Source organism: Actinoplanes sp. HUAS TT8, assembly GCF_051380535.1.
Lineage (GTDB): Bacteria > Actinomycetota > Actinomycetes > Mycobacteriales > Micromonosporaceae > Actinoplanes.
The window spans coordinates 9,457,145-9,474,696 of the sequence record NZ_CP195646.1; the positions used below are offsets into that span (position 1 = coordinate 9,457,145).

Below are 17,552 nucleotides of genomic sequence, written 5' to 3' on the forward strand. Positions count from 1 at the left end.
GCGCTGCTCAAGGCACCCGCCGGTGCAGCCTCCGACAGTTAGTCGTCCTCGTTGGGCGGATTCACTGGTAGGCCGGTCGCGGCGGTGAAGGCACGGAGCGAGGCGGCCAGAGCGGGAACCATTGGGTCTTCGACGAAGATGAAGCCGTAGTCGGCGAGAGTGCCGGCCAGGACGTCGGCCATCTTGTCGTAGTCGAGTGCCGGTCGCTGGTAGCCATTGGTCACGGTCATGGCTCACTCCTTCGGCGTTGCTCCGGGCGGCGGGGATGCCGGCCGGTCAGGGCTGCCGCCCGAGAGGGGAGGCGTTGCCGGCCGTCCCATCGCGGGAGGCACTCCAGGCCGCCGGTCCGCCGCCGTGCCGACCTTGCGAAGACCCTTTTCCTGTACGAAGATCGACCGTCGCTCGATTGCCTCACCGGCCGAGTTGATCTCGTAGCCGTCGGCCCAGAGCCACCCGTCGTAGGTCATCCAGTCATGCACGCGGATGACCCGAAACAGAATCGGCGTAGCGAACTGAACGCTGGCCGCCCACCCGACCAGCAGCACGTCACCCGATCGCGGTCGCATCACACCCACCGTCTCTTGATGCCGAGATTGCTTCGTCGGGTGTCACCGGCTGCGCCACAACTGCCCCCGCGTCATCAGTGGCCGCTGGCCTTCGATAGTGGGCCGGCTGGCGGTAGGCCCGTTCCAGCCCTGCTCGGTGGTTGGCCGCCGCAGTGACTGGGTGACGGGTGGGTTCGGTGCCAGCACCGTGTCCGGGCAGGGGAACCACGGGCATCCGCAGGCGCACCGCGTCCTCCAAGGCTTGAACCACACCCGCATTGGCCTGTGCCGCATTTGCGCTCCCGTCGCCTGGTCCGAATCGGACTTCCGTCGTGCCTGCGGACGTTCAGTGATCAACTACGCACAAGGCGTGTGTGGCCCAGGATGCATCCCCTAATACTTAAATGCAAGCCTTGCATAACCTGGTTGGGGTAATGCGAGCCCTTGTGTAAGCACGATCTTGTGCAAGTTGCAGACTGAGGAGACAGGAGCGGAAGGATGGACGTGACGGGACGCAAGGTGATGCCGACGGTGCGCCTGCGACGGCTTGCCTCGGAGCTGAGAAACGCACGGCTCGCCGCCGGGCTCAAGATCGAAGAGGTCGTCCGCCAGACCGGACTTGATCAGTCGTCGATCTATCGGATCGAACGCGCGCTCAACAAACCGCAGCGTCGCACGGTCATGACCTTGCTCGACCTGTACGGCGTGACCGGCGAGAAACGCGAATCCTTCCTCGGCTGGCTCAAGGATTCGAACCAGCAGGGATGGTTTCGGGCCTACGAGCCGTACCTACCCGAGCAATACCAGTCGTACATCGCCTTCGAATACGAAGCCGAGAGTTCGCGTACCTATGAATCGATGTTCATTCCGGGCCTGTTGCAAACTGAGGACTATGCGCGTGCGTTGGTGCGCGGCGTCCTGCCCACAATCGATTCGGACGCTGTGGAACGACGCGTCGAGGCTCGCATGCGTCGGCAGTCCGTTCTGAGCAGGCCGACTCCCATGCAGCTCAAGGCACTGGTTGACGAGGCCGCGATTCGCCGAGTCGTGGGTGGCCCGGAAATAATGCGCGCACAGATCCGCCACCTCGCGCGAGTGATGGAACAGCCCAACATTCACCTACAAGTCGTACCCTTTGAGGCTGGCGCGCACCCGGGCATGCCGGGGTCGTTCATCCTGCTCGATTTCGCCGACCCATCAGATGTGCCGCTCATCTACACAGACAGCATGGCCGGCGACGCCTTCCTGGAAACCCCAGGCGAATACAAACACTTCGAAGAATTGTTCGACCAGGTCGCGGTCAAAGCGCTGAGCTTGGCTGACACCAAGAAATTCATCAAAGAAGCGGCTTGACCGCAGGGATTCGAGAGGAGGGCCTGGGTCATGGACCTGAGCCACCTTCCATGGAAGAAGTCGACCCGCTCGTCCGGCAACGGCGCCTGTGTTGAGGTTGCCATCGTTGCCGAGGGTGTTGCGGTCCGGGACACCAAGGACCGCGAAGGTGGCATCCTGCAGTTCACCCATGAGGAGTGGACGGCGTTCATCGCGGGCGCCAAGAATGGCGAGTTCGACCTCTAACTCTCGAAGGTGTCTCGAGGCCGGCCCCGGCCGAGCCGGTGCAACACGACTGGGCGAGCGGTCCTGAGGACCACCCGCCCAGCTGATGTTCGTACAGGTCAGAGCGGCTTCTTGACCGAAACCGGCTTGCCGTAGTTCGACAGCTTGAGGGTGGTCTCCCGGGTGTAGGCCGGGTAGTCGGACGACTTCTTGTGGTTGATGTCGTACGAGAGCTCGGTGACCTTGCCCCCGGACACCTTGACCGTGCCCTGGACCTCGTCGCCGACGAAGGTGAAGCCGTCCTTGGTCTTCTCGACCTTGGCGACCTTGGCCAGGTTCTTCAGCTCGGTGGTGGGGTCGGAGGCGAGCCCCTTGGGGGCCTTGGCATCGCTGCACAGCATCGCCTCGGCCAGGGTGCCCTTGCCGCGGTCGACCCAGAGCGTGGACTTGCGGACGTAGAGGTGGCCGTCGACCACGCGGGTCCCGAACACGCCGCCCTCGACGTATCCGGTCTCGGCGCCCGGGTCGAGCGCGCCGGAGCACGTCGTGGTGACGTGATCGATCTGCCAGTCGGCCAGGGTCAGGGTCGACTTCACGCCGAAGCTGAAGCTGGAACCGGCCGTCGAGGTGGCGGCCGCGGCCAGCTCCATCGCCGGCGTCTGTGCGGCGGCCGGGTCGCTGCCGCCCGCGGTGGTGGCCGCCGGGGCGGTGGTGCCGGTCAGCGAGAAGGCGACACCGGCCACCGCGGCCAGGGCCAGGGCGGTGGTGCCGACGGCGCCGGCCCGACGGCGGTTGCGGCGCTTGGTGCCGGCCGCGATCAGGTCGGCGACGGGGGCCTCACCGGCATCGGTGCGGTTCGCCCACTCGTGCAGGGAGGTCTGGAGGTCGCTCATCGGAGATTCGGTTCCTTTCCAGGGTTGTTCAGGGGAGGGAGGGGGTCAGCCGCGGGTTTCGAGGAGCGCCGACTCGGCGCGCAACTTGGCCAGCGCCCGGGAATGGGTGGACTTGATCGCGCCGACCGAGCAGCCGAGCACGGTGGCCGCGTCCTTCTCGGAGAGGTCCTCGAAGTAGCGGAGGACGATCACGGCCCGCTGCTGCCGGGGCAGGCGCAGCACGGCCCGCTGCAGGGAGTCGTGCGGCTCGATCAGGGTCGACCGGCGGTCGTGCCGTTCCGGCGTCTCGGCCATCGGCTCCTCGCGCCGCCAGCGCCGCCAGCGGCTGACGTTGCCGTTCACCAGCATCTTGCGCAGGTAGGCGTGCGGGTCGCCGTCGCGGGCGACCTTCTTCCACCGCGTGTAGAGGTTGACGAGGGACTCCTGCAGGAGTTCCTCGCCCTGGTGCCGGTCGCCGGTGATGAGGCTCGCCATCCACAGATAGCGGCTCCAGCCGGCCGCGACGAAAGCCACGTAGCCGGCGTCGGTCGTGTCCGTCGGTTCGCTTCGGGGGGTCACATGGCTTACACGCCGGCGGCCCCTGGAAGGTTTACCGGTGTTCGGACACAAAAAAAGCCCGACCCGCGAGTACGCGGATCGGGCTTTACCTGCAGGTCAGAGGCCGGTCGTGTCGCATTGACGCGGGCCGTGGGTCGCGAAGTACTTCTGGACGTCGAGCGGGATGGCCGAGCAGTACTGGGCGTTGCCGCCGCCGGTCGACGTCCACTTGCCGTCCACGTTCCGGAAGCTGTCGACCTCCGACTCCTGGCCGGGCGGCTCGAAGCCGGCGAGGGCCCAGCCGTCGTGGCACGTGATCTTGGTGAGTCGGGTGCCGGCCGGGGCCTGGTGGCCGGCCTTGCGCTCCCAGGCGGCCAGCAGCGTCGCCTCGTCGGCCGGGCACGTGGGCGCTTTGGCCGAGGTCTTGGTGGTGACCGGCTTGACCTTGATCGGCGCGGTCGTGGCGGTCGGGGCCGGGGCGGGTGCGGAGCTCGCAGCCGTTGCCGCCGGGGCCGCCTGCGGGGCCGCGGCGGTGGAGCACGCGGCGGCACCGAGGGCGATTCCGGTGGCGGCGGTCAGAACGGCGAGGGTGCGAGCGAACATCGTTATGTCTCCCGGTTCGAAAAGTTCGTGCTCAAGCGATGCCTGGAACTCTATGAATTCGCCGACCGATGTGGATCACGCATTCGTGCCACTACCCCCGGTAGTCGATACTTGCTCGATGGGCGCGGTCTTCGCACTACTGACAGGCATCGACGCGTACGTCGCAAAGACCGTCCCCGACCTGCGCGGATGCCGCAACGACGTGCTGGCCGCGGCGGCCCGGCTGCGCGATGGGGGCCGGATTCTCGAGCTGCACGACGAGGATGCCACCCGCGCTGCCGTGATCGACGGGATTCATCGGCATCTGGGTCAGGCCGGCCCGGGCGACACGGCGCTGTTCTGGTTCAGCGGGCACGGTTCGCAGGTGCGGGTCCCGGCCGGGCTGCAGCATCTGGAGACCGGCCCGATGATGCAGACGCTGGTCTGCGCCGACAGTCGCACCCCGGGTGTTCCCGACCTGCTCGACAAGGAGTTGTCGCTGCTGCTCGACGAGATCGCCGGGCGGGGCGCGCATGTCGCGGTCGTGCTGGACAGCTGCCACAGCGAGGGCGCGAGCCGGGCGACGGCCCGGGTGCGTTCGGTGCGACCGAGCCTACGCGCGGCCGATCAGCGGCCGCCGGTGTTGCTGCCCGAGCTGGGTGGGCGGCCCTACGAGGAGGTCGGCCGGTCGGATGCCCGGCACGTCGCGCTGGCCGCGGCCCGGCGGACCGAACTGGCCCGCGAGCTGGAGTTGGACGGGGTTCCGCGGGGCGTTTTCAGCTGGGCGTTGCTGCGGGCGATGGGTAGGCTGGGCGGTGCCGCTACCTACCGCGAGTTGCTGATCGCGGCCCGGGTCGACGTCGAGGCGCGGGTCGCCGGGCAGGTCCCGCAACTGTCGCCGATCGAGCCCGGCTTGGCCGACCAGCCGTTTCTCGGCGGCGCGACCGGTTCGCCGGGCGCAATGGTGATCCGGCACGCCCGAGACGGCTGGGAGCTGGATGCCGGAGCCGCCCACGGACTTCCCGCGGCCGGGTTACGGGTCGCGTCGCCGGGCGCCGGGGGTCTCCGGGAGTTCGAGGTGACCCGGGTGCTGACCGAGCGCAGCCTTCTCACCCCGCTCGGCTGGACGCCCGACCCGGACCGGCAGTACCCGGCTGTCTTCTCCCACGTGCCCCTTCCGGCCACCACGGTTTCCGGCGTCCCCGCCGAAGAGATCGAAAAGTCCGCTTTCGTACGACCGGCCGCCCCCGACGAGGAGCCGGAGCTGATCGTGACCGCCGGCCCGCGGATCCGCACCCCGGACGGCGAGGTGCCCGCCGGCCCGGGCACGCTGCGGCAACGCCTGGAGCACGTCGCCCGCTGGCGGCAGATCCGGGCCCTGGACAATCCGCGGTCCAGCCTGGCCGGCGCCGTCGCGCTGGAGATCATCCCGAGCGTTCCCGAGAATCCGCCGATCAAAGGCGAGATCAATTTGGCGTACGAGGGAAAGGTCCCGCCCACGATCTACCTCCGCCTGCACAACCGGTCCGACCGTCGCCTCTACTGCGTCCTCCTGAACCTGACCAGCGGCTACAGCGTGTACACGGGCCTGTTCCCGGGCGCGTTCATCGACGCCCGATCGTCCGGCTGGGCCCTGAACCGTAAGCCGGTCCAAGTCTCGGTCCCGGTCCGTCGCACCCGGTTCGGGCGCCGAGTCGGTGTCACCCGCGACTGGCTGAAGCTGCTGGTCGCCGAGGAACAGTTCAGCTCGGTCCCGTTCGCCCTGCCCGGAATCGATCAGGCCGACGGTTCCCGCCGCGGCCCGATGCGCCTGTACGACGAGGGCCGCGCCGGCGACTGGACCACGCTGACCGTCCCGGTCGTCACTACCGCTCGTCGGTAGGTTCGCCGAGCATCTCGACGAGCCACCGGAACAGCGGGATCGCGTCGGCCGGCAGCTCGGCCGAGGCCGCGGCGGCGGTGCGCAGGCTCACGCGGGCGTCGGCCAGGTCGTCGTCGGCGCCCGGACCCGGGTCGGCGTGGGCCCGCAGGGTCAGGCCCAGGGCGAGCGGGAGGTGGTCGGCCGGCGTGGCGTCGTCGCCGTGCAGAACCGTGGTGGCCAGCGCGACGATCTCGTCGGCCAGGCCCACGTCGGGGCCGGCTCCTCCGTACGCGAAATTGTTTAATTGTTTTTGCAGCTCCCGGCGTGTCTCGGCCGATCCGGGGGCAGGCTCGGCCGATGGTTTCGGGGTTGCCGGTGGCGCCACGACGTCGTCGCTCTCGATGAGGATGACCGGGCGGTCGAGCGGGTCGGTGCGGGCCAGGCGGCTGCCGGCGGTGAAGAGCGAGCCCAGGCCGAGTTCGCGCCACTGCCGCTGGGACTGCTGGAGGCCGGCCATGATCCGGCCGACCGCGGCGAGGTTCAGGCCGGTGCCGCGGAACGCCTCGACGAAGCCTTCGGCCAGCGTCAGCATGGTTTGCGTGACCGACGTGACCTGCGGTGACAGTTCCGGGCCGGCGAGGATTGCCCGGAAGCAGCCGGCCGCGGCGCGCGCCGATTCGACCCGTCGCCCGCCGCCGGGGAGCAGTGCCGGGAGCATCGATCCGGTTCGCAGGTCGCCGATCGCCGCCCGCATGTGAAGTTGGCCGAGCATGAGCCGGGCCAGCACGGACTGCCCGAACGGCAGGCGCGGGTGGGTGAGCGCCTCGGTGAGCAGTGCGATGCCGGTGACCCGATCGCGGCCCGGCCCGTGGTGCCCGATGTGCCGGACGGCCAGCAGCGTGCCCAGGTGCGCCGCGACGGTCGCGCGCAGGCGGTCGTCCGGGGCGAAGTAGCCGTACGCCTCGGTGAGTGCCCCGATCGCCTCGGTCAGATCCGGCAATGATCCGGACCGGCTGGGCCCGGTCCGCCAGTAACGGTCGGTGAGCACCCGGGCCAGTTCGTGAAGGTGGCCCACGCGGGCCGGGCCGGTGTGCCGGTCCAGTTCCCGCCGCAGGTCGTCGAACTCGTCCACGCCTATCGTCCCCAGTGGACGAATCCCGCCCAGGCCGCGACCTCGGCCGGATCGGTGCGGTTCAGCTCGTCGCGCAGCTCGGCCGGCATCCGTTCCGGCGGTTCCCGGCGCGGGTCGATCATCCACAGCTGGGCCCGGTGCAGCGCGTCCCCGACCGGGCGCCGCTCGACCCGCAGGTAGTGGTGGAACATGAACATCAGCACCGAGGTGGCCGCGTCCGGGATCGGCCACAGCGTGGAGAGCACCGAGCGCACGCCGGCGGCCAGGAACGCGGTGCCCAGGCTGTACGCCTCGTCGTAACCGCTGATGGCCCGGCCGGTGTGGCAGCCGGCCAGCACGACCAGCCCGATCTGTCGTTGCGGCGCGCGGGCCAGCAGCGGGCCGAGCGTCTCGGCGGCCAGGCGTTCACCGCCGGCCAGCAGCAGATAGGCCGTGCCGCGGCCGGTCGAGGCGAAGCCGTGGCAGGCCAGGTGCAGCATCGCGCCGGCGCCCGGCGAGGACGAGACCAACCAGTCGCGCACCTCGTCGCCCCGGCCCGCGCCGGTCGGGCTGACGTTGTCGTCCATGCGGCGGCCGACATACCGGGCACCCGGATAAAAGGTGCGGCGGATCGCGTACGCCTCCACGCGCGCCGACGGCAGGTCGTCGGCGACCCCGCCGGTGTCCGGGTCGCCGACGATCAGGCCGGTCGGCGCGAGCTTCACCGGCGGGAGGGCGGCCGCGTGGCACAGCATGCGTGCCGAGACGGTCTGGGAGATGGCGACCGACTCGATGGCGTACCGGCCGTCCGGGCGGCGGGCGGCCGGCCAGGGGATCAGGGCGAGCCGGCCGGTCGGGACCAGCACGATCCGGGGCGGGCGGCCGTCCGGGGGCCGGCGCAGGCGGGGCAGGTACTTGTCGACGATCGGGCCCAGCGCGGCCCGCCAGGCCCACCGGCACAGCGCGTCCAGGCTCCCGGCGAACGCCGCGTCCGGCCGTGACCCGTCGTCGGCCGGGCCCATGTCCCGTCGCGCGGACGCCGTCAGGTACTGCTCGACTTCGAGATCCTGATCGGGATGCAGGTTCGGCAGGGTCAGGTAGCCGGGCGGGCCGTCGGCCGGGGCGAGAATCGCGTGCCCCGGTAGGCCGCGCTCGCCCGGCACCAGGTAGACCAGCACGTCGGCGTCCAGGTCGAGCAGCGCCCGGCGGATCTCGGGCAGGCCGGGCGGGTCGAGCAGCGCCGGGACGCCCTGGGCGGCGAGCACCCGGAACGCCTCCCGCCGCAGCGTGGTCGGCAGCCGCTCGGGGTCGCCCGAGGCCAGCGCGGCCTCCCAGCGCACGGCCAGGTCGGCCCGGCCGGCCGCGCGCAGGCGGGCCGGGAGCCGGCCGACCTCGGTGGCCGCGAACAGGGCCAGGCCGCGACCGGCGTCCAGGGCCTTGATCGCGGCGGCCGGGTCCCGGTCGTGCAGGCCGCGGCGGGCGAAGTCGAGCGCGTCCCGCCCGGCGTCGGCCGCGGCCACCGTCGCCCCGGCCAGGTCGGACTGGACCATCACCCGGAACGTGTGCCCGCGCATCGCGTCCAGCCAGGTCGGCCGGTCGGCGGCGGGCGCCTGGCCGAGCCGGGTCTGCACGGCGTCGAGCACGTCGTTGATGAGCGACCAGTGTGGATGGTCGGCGCCCCCGGCCAGCGTGCGGGCCTCGGTGAGCAGGGTGACGGCCTCATCCAAGCCGGCCGGCGAGTTCGTCACCTCGGACCGCCGGTACAGGCCCAGAGCCAGGCCGGTCAGGTGGAACGCGCGGTGGATGTCGTCCGGCGCGGTGAGCGCGACCGCCTCGCGCAGGTGGCCGATCGCCGTCTCGATCTTCGCCGGGTCGACCTCCTCGCCCAGGCCGAGCATTCGCGCGGCGGCGAACCCGCGATGCAACGCCCGATCCTGGTCGGTGGTGGTCCAGCCGTCGTCGGCGGCCGTCGGATCGCCGGTCAGCACACCCAGGTGCTGCTGGGCCAGGCCGCGCAGCGGGTCGTCCTCGGGCAGCCGCCGGGCCGCCTCCCGGGCCCGGCGCAGCGCCTCGGCCGGGTCGGCACCCCGCTGGATCGCGTTCATCACGTCGGCCAGGGCCTCGACCAGCTCGACCTGCGGCCCGAGGGGCACGTCACGGGCGCCCGGCCCGGCCGCGGCCCGCATCCGCGCGAGCTGCTCCGGCAACCGGCGGTAGGCCGACTCGTCGCCGTCGTGCAGGGCGGCGCTCAGGGTGAGGCCGATCCGGGCCGACTCGAAGATCGGACCGAACCGGGTGTCCGGCCCGGCCTCGGCAGTGAGCTTCTCCAGCTCGGCGAGGGCGGCGTGCGGGTCGGTGAGCCGCTCGGACAGGGTGTCGGCCATCAGGGTGGCGACCCGGGCGGCGGCCCGCATCGCCGGCCACTGCGGGGAATCGGGCGGGTCGGACTCGGCGACGGCCAGGACGCGGCCCAGCCGGCGCAGCGCGGTCAGCTCGACCTGGAGGTTGGCCAGCATCGGCCAGAGCAGGGCGGCGGCCAGGGTGCCCCGGGCGGGCGCGTCCGTGGGCAGGGCTTCCAGGGTGACGACGGCCCCGGCCAGGTCGCCGTTTCCGGAGGCGGCCAGCGCGATTTCGGCGTACTGCCGCAATTGGCCCTTCGAAGTCACCCCGAGCGGCCGTTCGTGAAGATGCCGACCAGGACGGCCAGCAGGGCCAGCAGCACCACCAGGGTGAGCAGGCCGACCACGACGACGCCGGCGTAGTGGACGCCTTTGCGCCAGCGGCGGTACGGATCGAAACCGACCATCTCAGTTCACCCCGTTGCGTCGCAGGGTCCAGGTGAGCAGGTCCTGCACGTGCGGATCGACCCCGGCCGCGGTGAAACGGGCGGTGGTGTGGAAGTAGCGAACCTGGCCGAACGACTTCTCGATCGAGCGCACCATGTTGGCCATCCCGACCCGGTCGTTGAGCCACCCGCGCACGTCCTCCTCCAGCCCGTCGCAGATCGGCAGCCCGGCGGTCAGGTCGCTCTTGGTGACCGCCACCGCCAGCGAGGTGGCCGCGACCTTGAGCTGCATCCCGGTCAGGTTCTCCAGGACCTGCTCGAAGATGTAGCTGGGCGGCTGCGACGAGCGGATCGACTGGTAGTCGCGCTGCGCCACCGGGTCGAGCGAGTTCCACACGTCCGGGATCGCGAACGGGTCGACCACGAACACGAACGCGTGCGCGTTGCGCAGGAAGAGCCGCAGCTGCAGCCGGGCCGAGTCGGCGAAGTCCTCGCCGGGCGGGTCGTAGATGTGCACGAGCCGGCGGCCGAGATTGAACGAGTACGCCCGGACCGCGTCCTCGGCGATCGTCTTGCCGGTGTCCCCGCGGGCGTTGAGCGCGTCCCGCATCCGGCTCAGTGACGTCCCGGTCGGCTCGTCGGCCGCGGTCGCCGCGAGCCGGCCGGTCATGGTCTCGGCCAGGGCCAGCATCATCCGGGTCTTGCCGGCCGAGGTCGCGCCCAGCATCGGCACCACGATCTCGCGGGCGGTCCCGGCGCCCTCGGCCATCGGGGCGTCGCAGTGCGGGCAGTACGCCGTCATCCGGTGACTGCCGAGCACCAGCAGCGTCGGCATCCGCTCGCCGCACGCGCAGGTGCGCCGCAGTAGGCCGTACCGGCCGGGCCGGACGTCGGAGTGCCGGTGCGAGCAGGCCGGGTTGGGGCAGTCGTAGGCCGGATAGACCACCCGGTGGTGACAGGCCGGACAGGTCAGCTTGATCCCGCGCAGGTGCGACAGCCCCGAGTCCACCGCCCGCAACGTGTAGAGCAGCCCCTTGGCCAGCACGAACAGCAGTCCCCAGACGAGCAGCGCGCCCAGCGTGACCACGGCCATGACCAGCGCGGTGATCACCGCGCCGGCGATCAGCCCGGCCGCGATCATCACGCCGATCGCCCGGCGGTAGTTGTCCACGCCGAGGCGGAAGAACCGGCTCCGCAGCCAGTTCTGGGCCTTCTCGGCCTGCTCGCGCATCTCCCGCCAGGTCAGGTCGGCGATCTGGCGCAGGTCACGCCCGGCCGGGCCGGAGAGGTAGTGCACGTAGGCCGGAACGCCCTCGGGCTGCGGGACCGGCACCGCCTCGGCCCCCAGCGCGGCCCGGCTCGCGCGGATGTAGGCGCCGGTGCACAGCACCAGGAACGTGGCGCTGGCCCCGATGATCAGCGGAATGCTCAGGAGCAGGAAGATCGTGGCGATCAGCGCGTACCAGATGAGGGCGAAGATCATGTAGAACACGCGGGGCTCCTCGGCTCAGCGCCGCCGTGGCAGGAAGCGCCCGAGCCCTCGCGGCACCCGGGTCTCCCGCCACTCGGTGAGGTGTTCGGCCAATCCGTCGATCTTGCTGTGGGCCAGCAGCTTCTCCAGCGCGTCCAGGTCACGCGACTTCCAGCGGGCCACGGACGCGGTGAGCGTCTCGTCGAGCTTCCGGGCGTGATCCGGCTGGACGCCGGTGAACAGGTGGAACGCTTCGAACGTGTGGGCAGCCAGGCCCAGATCGGCGCTGCGGTTCAGCTCGTCGGCGACCCGCTCGCGGTAGCGCCGGCGGATCTCCGAGGGCACCTTCAGCAGCAGGTCGGTCAGGGCCGCGCCGTCCAGCCGGAGAAGGACGGCCGGCAGTTGGGCGGCCAGCCAGAGCCGAGCCGGTGGCTCGATCGCCGCCAGCGCTCCGATGAACTCACCGGCCACTGTGGGCAGTTTCCCGTCGGCGGTCTTCTCGGCCCTCTGCACCAGCTTCACGGCCGCCTGCATGTCGGCGACCCGGGACCGTGCGGCGGCCGAGAGCCGATCGGTGAGCTTGGCCCGAGCCACGAACGTGGTCAGCGCGATGAAGTGCGGCATGCCGCCCGACGACACCTCGTTGCGGGCCAGCGCGTCGTCGAGCAGACCCAGCATCGCCTCCGAGGCCCAGAAGCCGTCCGGCACCTCACGGGCCACCTCGGCCGCCTCGGCCAGTTCCCAGCCGTGCGGCCAGAGCGCGGTCACCACGGCCCGGTCCGGCGGCGCGGATCCGCTGAGCCGCTTCAGGGCCGGGATCCGCCGGCGCGGGTCGCCGGCCGCGCGCGACACCTCGATCAGCCGCTGCAGCCGCGGGTGGGCGGCGAACTCCTCCTCCGGAACCGGGCCACCGGCCAGCCGGACCGCGGCCGCCAGCACCCCGCGCTCCCGGGTCGACAACGCCTCGTCGAGCCCGCGCAGCACGCCCCGGCGCAGAGCCGGGACGCTGCCCAGCACCGACGGCGGCCGGTGCGGCGGGTCCTCCAGCAGCAGCGGCGTGATCAGGTCGCGGCCGTAACCGGCCAGCTCCTCCTCGGACAGGTCGACCCGGGTCCGCACGGCCAGGCTGAGCACGGCGACCGTGTCCGGGCCCGGCGCGGCCCCGTCAAGCCGGGTGGTGACCTGCTGGCGGGCGTAGCGCCGGCCGGCTCGGGTGCTCACCCGGGGCACGTCGGCGGGCGCCCCGGCCGGGTCCCGCAGCAGCCGCTCGAACGCGCTGACCTCGGTGTTCGCGTGCAGATCGGGGTCCTGCGCGCGGGCCGCGACACCGACCAGGACGAGACATTGGGGCAGGGTGAGCGCCTCGTGATCCAGGCACTCCTCGGTGATCTGGGCGATCGTCTCCGGGGGCAGCCGGTCGGCGTTGCCGGGCAGCCAGGCCAGGACCGCGGCCAGGTCACCGTCGTCGACCGGCAGGCGGATCCGCAGCGCGGCGGCCACCACCACCGGGTACCAGGCGTCGAAGTCGTGTTCGGTACCGGCCGCGAGCTCACCGGCCAGCTCCCAGACCAGCCGGGCGTCGCCCACACCGACCACGGTCAGCAGCGCGGCCAGCGGATGCTCGTCGCCGCCGGACGCGGCGCCACCGGCCAGGTCGAAGACCGCGAAGCTGCGCAGGGCCGACTCGGTCACGACGAAATCGCTGGTCGGGACCGTGCCGACGAGGTGTTCGCGACCACGCCCGGGGCGGTACTGATAGGTCGCGAACGCGAACCGGGCGATCATCGCCGGGGGCAGCAGCTCGCACAGGGCGGCGATCCAACCGGCCACCTCGTCGGTCCGCTCGGTCACGACGATCACCGGCCGGTCGCCGGTCACGATCGCCCGCTCGACCGCGGTGAGCAGCCTCGGAGTCATCCCTTCGCGACCGGCTCGCAGGAAGGACTCCGAATCAAAAGCCGGCGAGGGTACGGCGTCAAGCTCCGGAAGCTCCACCCGAGCGGCCTCGGTCCGGGCCCAGAACGCGGCCCCCCAGAAGTCGATCGGCCGTACCACCGCGAGGTCGTCCGCGTCGAGGCTGAGCGCATGCACGAAGTAGTTCCCGAAACGCTGGGAGTAGTCGTTGCCGACGAAGACCGTGTTGGCCAGGATCGCCGGCTCGCCGTCGCCGCCCGGCTGGTAGCAGAGGTTGACCGGGGTGGCCGCGAGCTGCTCGGCGGTCGGCTCGTAGCCCAGGGAGCGGGGTGGCTCGTACGACGTCGCCTGCTCGACCCGCCGCAGCACCGCACCGGGCACCCCGGGCGTGGCCGCGTTGAACTGGAAGCCCGGGTAACCGGCCAGCCCCGACTCGCACGAGGTGTAGTACATCTGCGGGACACCCATCTCAGTCCCTCCCCGTCTCGATCACCTTGAGGCGGCTGAGCAGCCACAGGAACGGGTCCTCGACCCGGTGCGGCTGGATGCCGGACCGGGCGACCCGCTGCCGGGCCTGCTGCGGCTGTTTGGCCGGCGGAACCGCCCCGAGCGCCGAGAGGCCGAAGTAGCGGTAGGTGCGGTAGTGCTTGTGCAGCAGCTGGTCGATCTGCCCGCCCTCCCACTCCTGCAGCAGCGCCTGGACGTAGTCGTGCAGCGCGAGGCTGTCCGACTCCGGGAACCACGGGCCGTCCGGGGCCGGCTGGCGCAGCGGACTGTTCTCGGGCAGCGCGTCCCACAGCGCGTCCACCTTGGAGAACGCGATCGCCACGGGAATGTCGATCATGCGGTTGGGGCCGATCCCGGGCAGTTTCTGCAGCACCTCGGTGATCCGGGTGAGGATGTTGATCGGGGAGTCGCCCTTGGCCGCCTCCTGCTGCGAGGAGTCCGGGAGCACGCCGGGGTCGAGTCCGAGGGTCGGCACCAGGCCCGGGACGGTGAGCGGGTCGAGCAGCACGATGATGCCGTCGGCGCTGCTCAGATAGCCGACGTTCTGGGCCAGGCCCCGGGCCGACTCCAGGTCCTCGCCGGCCGTGTCGAAGAACGAGAGCACGGTGTGCCGCAGCGTGTTGCGGAACCGTTTGCGCTCGCCGGTCGAGAACTTGAAGACGAACGGCTGGCGGCCCTGCTCGTCGGTGGCCGGCCGGGTGGTCACCGGCAGCACGCCCTCGGAGTAGAGCGCCCGCTCCTCGCTGCCGAACTCCTTGCGGGTCCGCTCGTCGGCGCCGACCACGGCCGCGTCGAAGCGCCGCCCGACCCGATGGATCAGCTCGTGCATCAGGACCGTGGTGTAGACCGACTTGCCGCTGAACTTGGCGCCGATCATCGCCACCATGCGGGTGTCGATCTTGCCGTAGTGCACCGGCAGCTGGGCGTGGCAGTGCGGGCAGAGCTGCACGGTCGCGGTGTTCCCGCAGCGCGTGCAGACCGCGGACAGCTTCTTGCCGTTGCCCTCGACCACCGGCGGCACCTCGTCCCGGTCGCCGAGCCGCACCCGGACCGGGTCGGGCTCCGGCTTGCAGGTCGTGCCGTCGGCCGCCCGCAGACCGCTGCAGCGGAACAGCATCTCCTTCTCGGCGAACGTCCGGTAGCAGTACGGGCAGGTCAGTCCGGCCATCAGCCGCCTCCCGGGATCCCCTTGAGCACCACGTCCGACGCGCCGCCGGTGTGGTCGTCGACGAAACAGCCGAGCCGGTAGGGCCCGCGCGCACTCTGCACCGGCACCTCCACGGTCAGCGGCCGGCCCGGTTCCAGGCGCTGGGCCGGGATCCGCGCGACCGGCGTCCCCTGATCCGGCCGCAGCGGCACCACGCGGCCCGGTGACTGGACCACGACCAGGTCCGGGAGTGGGCACTCCTGGTCGGCGCTGAGCTCCAGCCGGGTCGTCTTGCGGAACACGCCGGCCTGCGTGAACCGGTAGTTGACGGGCACACCACTGCCGCCCACGCGCACGCCGACCGGGCGGCCGGTGGTCTCGCCCTCGCCGTCCCGGCTGACCGTGGCGACCGAGATCCGGACCGCCCGGACACCGGTGGTGATCTGCAGCCCGCCGTCGTCGCGATAGGACCGCAGCCAGCAGTCGAGCTGCTCGGCCCGTTCGGGCGAGCCGTCCTCGGGCCACCAGCGGACCCGGACCAGCGACACATCCTCCGGCCAGGCCCAGCTCAGCCGCACGACCGGGCCGACGCGCCGGGCCCGCAGGTCGGTGACCGCGCCGATGTTGGTGACCGCGACCGTCGGCCCGACGATCGCCCGCCCGCCGCCGACGCTGAAAGCGGTGACGAAGATCCGGCCGGCCGGCATCGGCAGCACCAGCGCGGCCCGGCGATTCGCCGCCGGATCCCGACGACCAAGAACCTCTTTCCCGTACGACGCGAGCTCCGCGCCGGAGACCTCGGTGCCGCGGCTCCAGCGCGGCCGGTGGGCGGCCGACCGCAGCGTCACGTCCCCGCTCGCCGGCAGCGTCCAGGCCAGTCGCAGCCGGCCCGGATCCTGCCCCGGCAGCGGCTCCACGGCCAGGTCGGGCACCTCGGTCGGGGCCGCCTGCGGGGTGGCCGTGACGGTGACCCCGGCCGACGGTGCCGGGTAGTTGACCCGGATCAGGTAGCGGTACTCGACCCCGGGCGTCAGTTCCTCGTCGGCGAATCCGCCGCGACCGGCCCGGACCGGTGTCGCACCCGGCTCGCGCAGCACGGTGAACCCGGTCGCGTCACCCCGGGACGTCCAGGTCACCCGCACACTTGACTCGTCGGCGACCGCGCTCACGTCGGTGACCTCGGGCAGCAGCGACACCGGCCCGGCCGTGGCGCCGGGCGACCAGACGCCCTCGGACCGGGTCGCGAAGACCGTGTAGTGCAGGTCGTCCCCGGCCGGCGCTTTCGTGTCGGCCAGCTCGTTGCCGTCGGTCCGGCCGATCACCTCGCCGTCCCGGGCCGAGCCGGCGGGTCGCTGCCGGGTGCGGACCACCTGGTAGGTGAGGCCGCCGGTGCGGGCCGGGCTCGGGGTCCAGCTGATCGCGACCCGGTCGCCGGCCGCGGTGCCGGCCCGGACCGCCGGGACCGAGGGCGGGGCCAGCATGCGCAGCCGCCCGGCCAGGTCGGTGTCGTCGGCGGCCTCCCGGACCGCGGCGGTGAGCAGCTCGGCGGCCTCCTCGGCCCGGTCCGCGGCGATCTCCCGCTGGGCCCGCGCGGCCAGGTCGTCGACCCGCTGAGCGGCCGCCCGGACCCGCTCGCGCACCCCGTCGTCCTGGTTGGCCGGGAGGCTGAGCAGCAGCCGCTCGGCCGCGCGCAGGGCACCCAAGCCGAGCAGCTCGTCGATCTCGCCGGCCACGTCACGCTGGACCGGCGTGATCGCGCCCCGGTTCAGCACGGCCAGCGCGAAGTCCTCGGCCTCCTCGCGCTGCAGGCCCAGCCGGGTCGCCTCGCGGGCCACCACGCGCACCTTGCCCAGGCCGGCGGCCGGCCGGACGGCCTCGGTCAGCTCCCAGAGCACGAGCGGGGCCAGGCTGCCGTCGCGCAGCGCCGTGCTCAGGTTGGTGAGCAGGTCGTCGGTGGCCGTCTTGCGGTCGTCCTGCTTGCGGCGCTCGACCCGGGCCCGCACCCGGTCGAGGTCGGCCACGGTCAGCGGGCGGCCACCGACCCGCAGCCCGGAGCGCAGGGTGAAACTGAGGTCGGCCCGGTCGTCGCTGAGCACGTGCAGGGAGAGCGGCAGGCCCAGGGTCCGGACGCTGCGCTGCACGGCTCGGCCCTTGGCCGGTGGGCCGTCGGGCAGCGGCCACAGCTCGTCGACGACCCGGATCCGGCGGCGGGCCAACAGCTCCCGCAGTTTCGCCTCGACCGCGGCGCCGCCGAGCGGGGCGGCCGCGACGGCCAGCGCGCTCGCGGCCACCACCGGGTCGCTCGACAGCTCCTTGACGATCTCGTCCAGGGCCTGGCCGGTCTCCTGGACGACCCGCTTGCGCTCGGCCAGGAAGTGCTCGGCCGAGAGCCGGTCGCTCTCCTTGAGCTTCTGGTGCGCGGCGTTCAGCGCCTCGACGATCTTCTGGTAGACCCGCCGCTGGGTGCCCAACTGCTGCCAGTACTTGAAGACGGCGGTGACGTGCTCGTCGAACGCGTCGCCGCGGGGTGGCCGGGCCGGGTCGACGGCGTACCGCAGCAGGAGGTCGGCCGGCGGGGTGTTCCCGTTCTTGCGGGCCGGGTCCAGCACCTCCTCGCGGTATCGCTCGGCATCGAACATCGA

General features: G+C 71.9%; 15 protein-coding genes. 3 read left to right on the forward strand and 12 right to left on the reverse strand.

What is annotated here, in order from left to right; genetic code table 11:
* Positions 1-38 precede the first annotated feature (38 nt).
* Together ACSHV8_RS42085 and ACSHV8_RS42090 are read right to left on the reverse strand one after the other, a co-directional pair.
* Positions 39-230, reverse strand: coding sequence for a hypothetical protein (locus ACSHV8_RS42085; RefSeq protein ID WP_436525411.1), 192 nt, complete (start codon positions 228-230; stop codon positions 39-41).
* Positions 231-233: 3 nt separating this feature from the next.
* Positions 234-566 carry a hypothetical protein gene (locus ACSHV8_RS42090; protein ID WP_436525413.1) on the reverse strand — a complete coding sequence of 111 codons (333 nt, stop codon included), beginning with the start codon at positions 564-566 and terminating at the stop codon, positions 234-236.
* 477 nt (positions 567-1,043) lie between these two features.
* On the opposite strand from ACSHV8_RS42090, the gene ACSHV8_RS42095 reads away from it, so the two are divergent.
* Together ACSHV8_RS42095 and ACSHV8_RS42100 are read left to right on the forward strand one after the other, a co-directional pair.
* On the forward strand, positions 1,044-1,898 hold the full coding sequence (locus ACSHV8_RS42095) for a helix-turn-helix domain-containing protein (protein ID WP_436525415.1): 855 nt from the start codon (positions 1,044-1,046) through the stop codon (positions 1,896-1,898).
* A 30-nt stretch (positions 1,899-1,928) separates the two neighbouring features.
* On the forward strand, positions 1,929-2,123 hold the full coding sequence (locus ACSHV8_RS42100; protein ID WP_436525417.1) for a DUF397 domain-containing protein: 195 nt from the start codon (positions 1,929-1,931) through the stop codon (positions 2,121-2,123).
* 98 nt (positions 2,124-2,221) lie between these two features.
* Here the strand turns inward: ACSHV8_RS42100 and ACSHV8_RS42105 are convergent, their stop codons facing one another.
* From ACSHV8_RS42105 to ACSHV8_RS42115, 3 genes are all read right to left on the reverse strand, one after another.
* Positions 2,222-2,995 carry a hypothetical protein gene (locus ACSHV8_RS42105; RefSeq protein ID WP_436525419.1) on the reverse strand — a complete coding sequence of 258 codons (774 nt, stop codon included), beginning with the start codon at positions 2,993-2,995 and terminating at the stop codon, positions 2,222-2,224.
* Between the two features lie 45 nt (positions 2,996-3,040).
* Positions 3,041-3,553, reverse strand: coding sequence for a SigE family RNA polymerase sigma factor (locus tag ACSHV8_RS42110; RefSeq protein ID WP_436525421.1), 513 nt, complete (start codon positions 3,551-3,553; stop codon positions 3,041-3,043).
* Between the two features lie 96 nt (positions 3,554-3,649).
* On the reverse strand, positions 3,650-4,135 hold the full coding sequence (locus ACSHV8_RS42115) for a hypothetical protein (RefSeq protein ID WP_436525423.1): 486 nt from the start codon (positions 4,133-4,135) through the stop codon (positions 3,650-3,652).
* A 118-nt stretch (positions 4,136-4,253) separates the two neighbouring features.
* Between ACSHV8_RS42115 and ACSHV8_RS42120 the strand changes: the two genes are divergently transcribed.
* Positions 4,254-5,996: a caspase family protein gene (locus ACSHV8_RS42120; protein ID WP_436525425.1), complete on the forward strand. Its 1,743-nt coding sequence runs from the start codon at positions 4,254-4,256 to the stop codon at positions 5,994-5,996.
* Here ACSHV8_RS42120 and ACSHV8_RS42125 read toward each other — a convergent pair.
* From ACSHV8_RS42125 to ACSHV8_RS42155, 7 genes are read right to left on the reverse strand one after another with little or no spacing between them, the layout of a single operon-like run.
* Positions 5,980-7,107 carry a hypothetical protein gene (locus ACSHV8_RS42125; RefSeq protein ID WP_436525427.1) on the reverse strand — a complete coding sequence of 376 codons (1,128 nt, stop codon included), beginning with the start codon at positions 7,105-7,107 and terminating at the stop codon, positions 5,980-5,982. The genes ACSHV8_RS42120 and ACSHV8_RS42125 overlap by 17 nt on opposite strands.
* Positions 7,108-7,109: 2 nt before the next feature.
* Positions 7,110-9,752, reverse strand: coding sequence for a CHAT domain-containing protein (locus tag ACSHV8_RS42130; protein WP_436525429.1), 2,643 nt, complete (start codon positions 9,750-9,752; stop codon positions 7,110-7,112).
* Positions 9,749-9,892 (reverse strand): hypothetical protein, encoded by a 144-nt coding sequence (locus tag ACSHV8_RS42135; RefSeq protein WP_436525431.1) that lies wholly within the window; start codon positions 9,890-9,892, stop codon positions 9,749-9,751. The genes ACSHV8_RS42130 and ACSHV8_RS42135 overlap by 4 nt, the downstream gene beginning before the upstream one ends.
* Before the next feature lies 1 nt (position 9,893).
* Positions 9,894-11,354, reverse strand: coding sequence for a TRAFAC clade GTPase domain-containing protein (locus ACSHV8_RS42140; protein WP_436537182.1), 1,461 nt, complete (start codon positions 11,352-11,354; stop codon positions 9,894-9,896).
* A gap of 24 nt (positions 11,355-11,378) precedes the next feature.
* Complete coding sequence (locus tag ACSHV8_RS42145) at positions 11,379-13,724, reverse strand: GTPase-associated protein 1-related protein (protein WP_436525433.1); 2,346 nt, start codon at positions 13,722-13,724, stop codon at positions 11,379-11,381.
* Between the two features lies 1 nt (position 13,725).
* Positions 13,726-14,931, reverse strand: a complete 1,206-nt coding sequence (locus tag ACSHV8_RS42150) for a hypothetical protein (RefSeq protein WP_436525435.1) — start codon at positions 14,929-14,931, stop codon at positions 13,726-13,728.
* Positions 14,931-17,549: a hypothetical protein gene (locus ACSHV8_RS42155; RefSeq protein ID WP_436525437.1), complete on the reverse strand. Its 2,619-nt coding sequence runs from the start codon at positions 17,547-17,549 to the stop codon at positions 14,931-14,933. Before ACSHV8_RS42155 ends, ACSHV8_RS42150 begins: the two co-directional genes overlap by 1 nt.
* Positions 17,550-17,552: the final 3 nt, after the last annotated feature.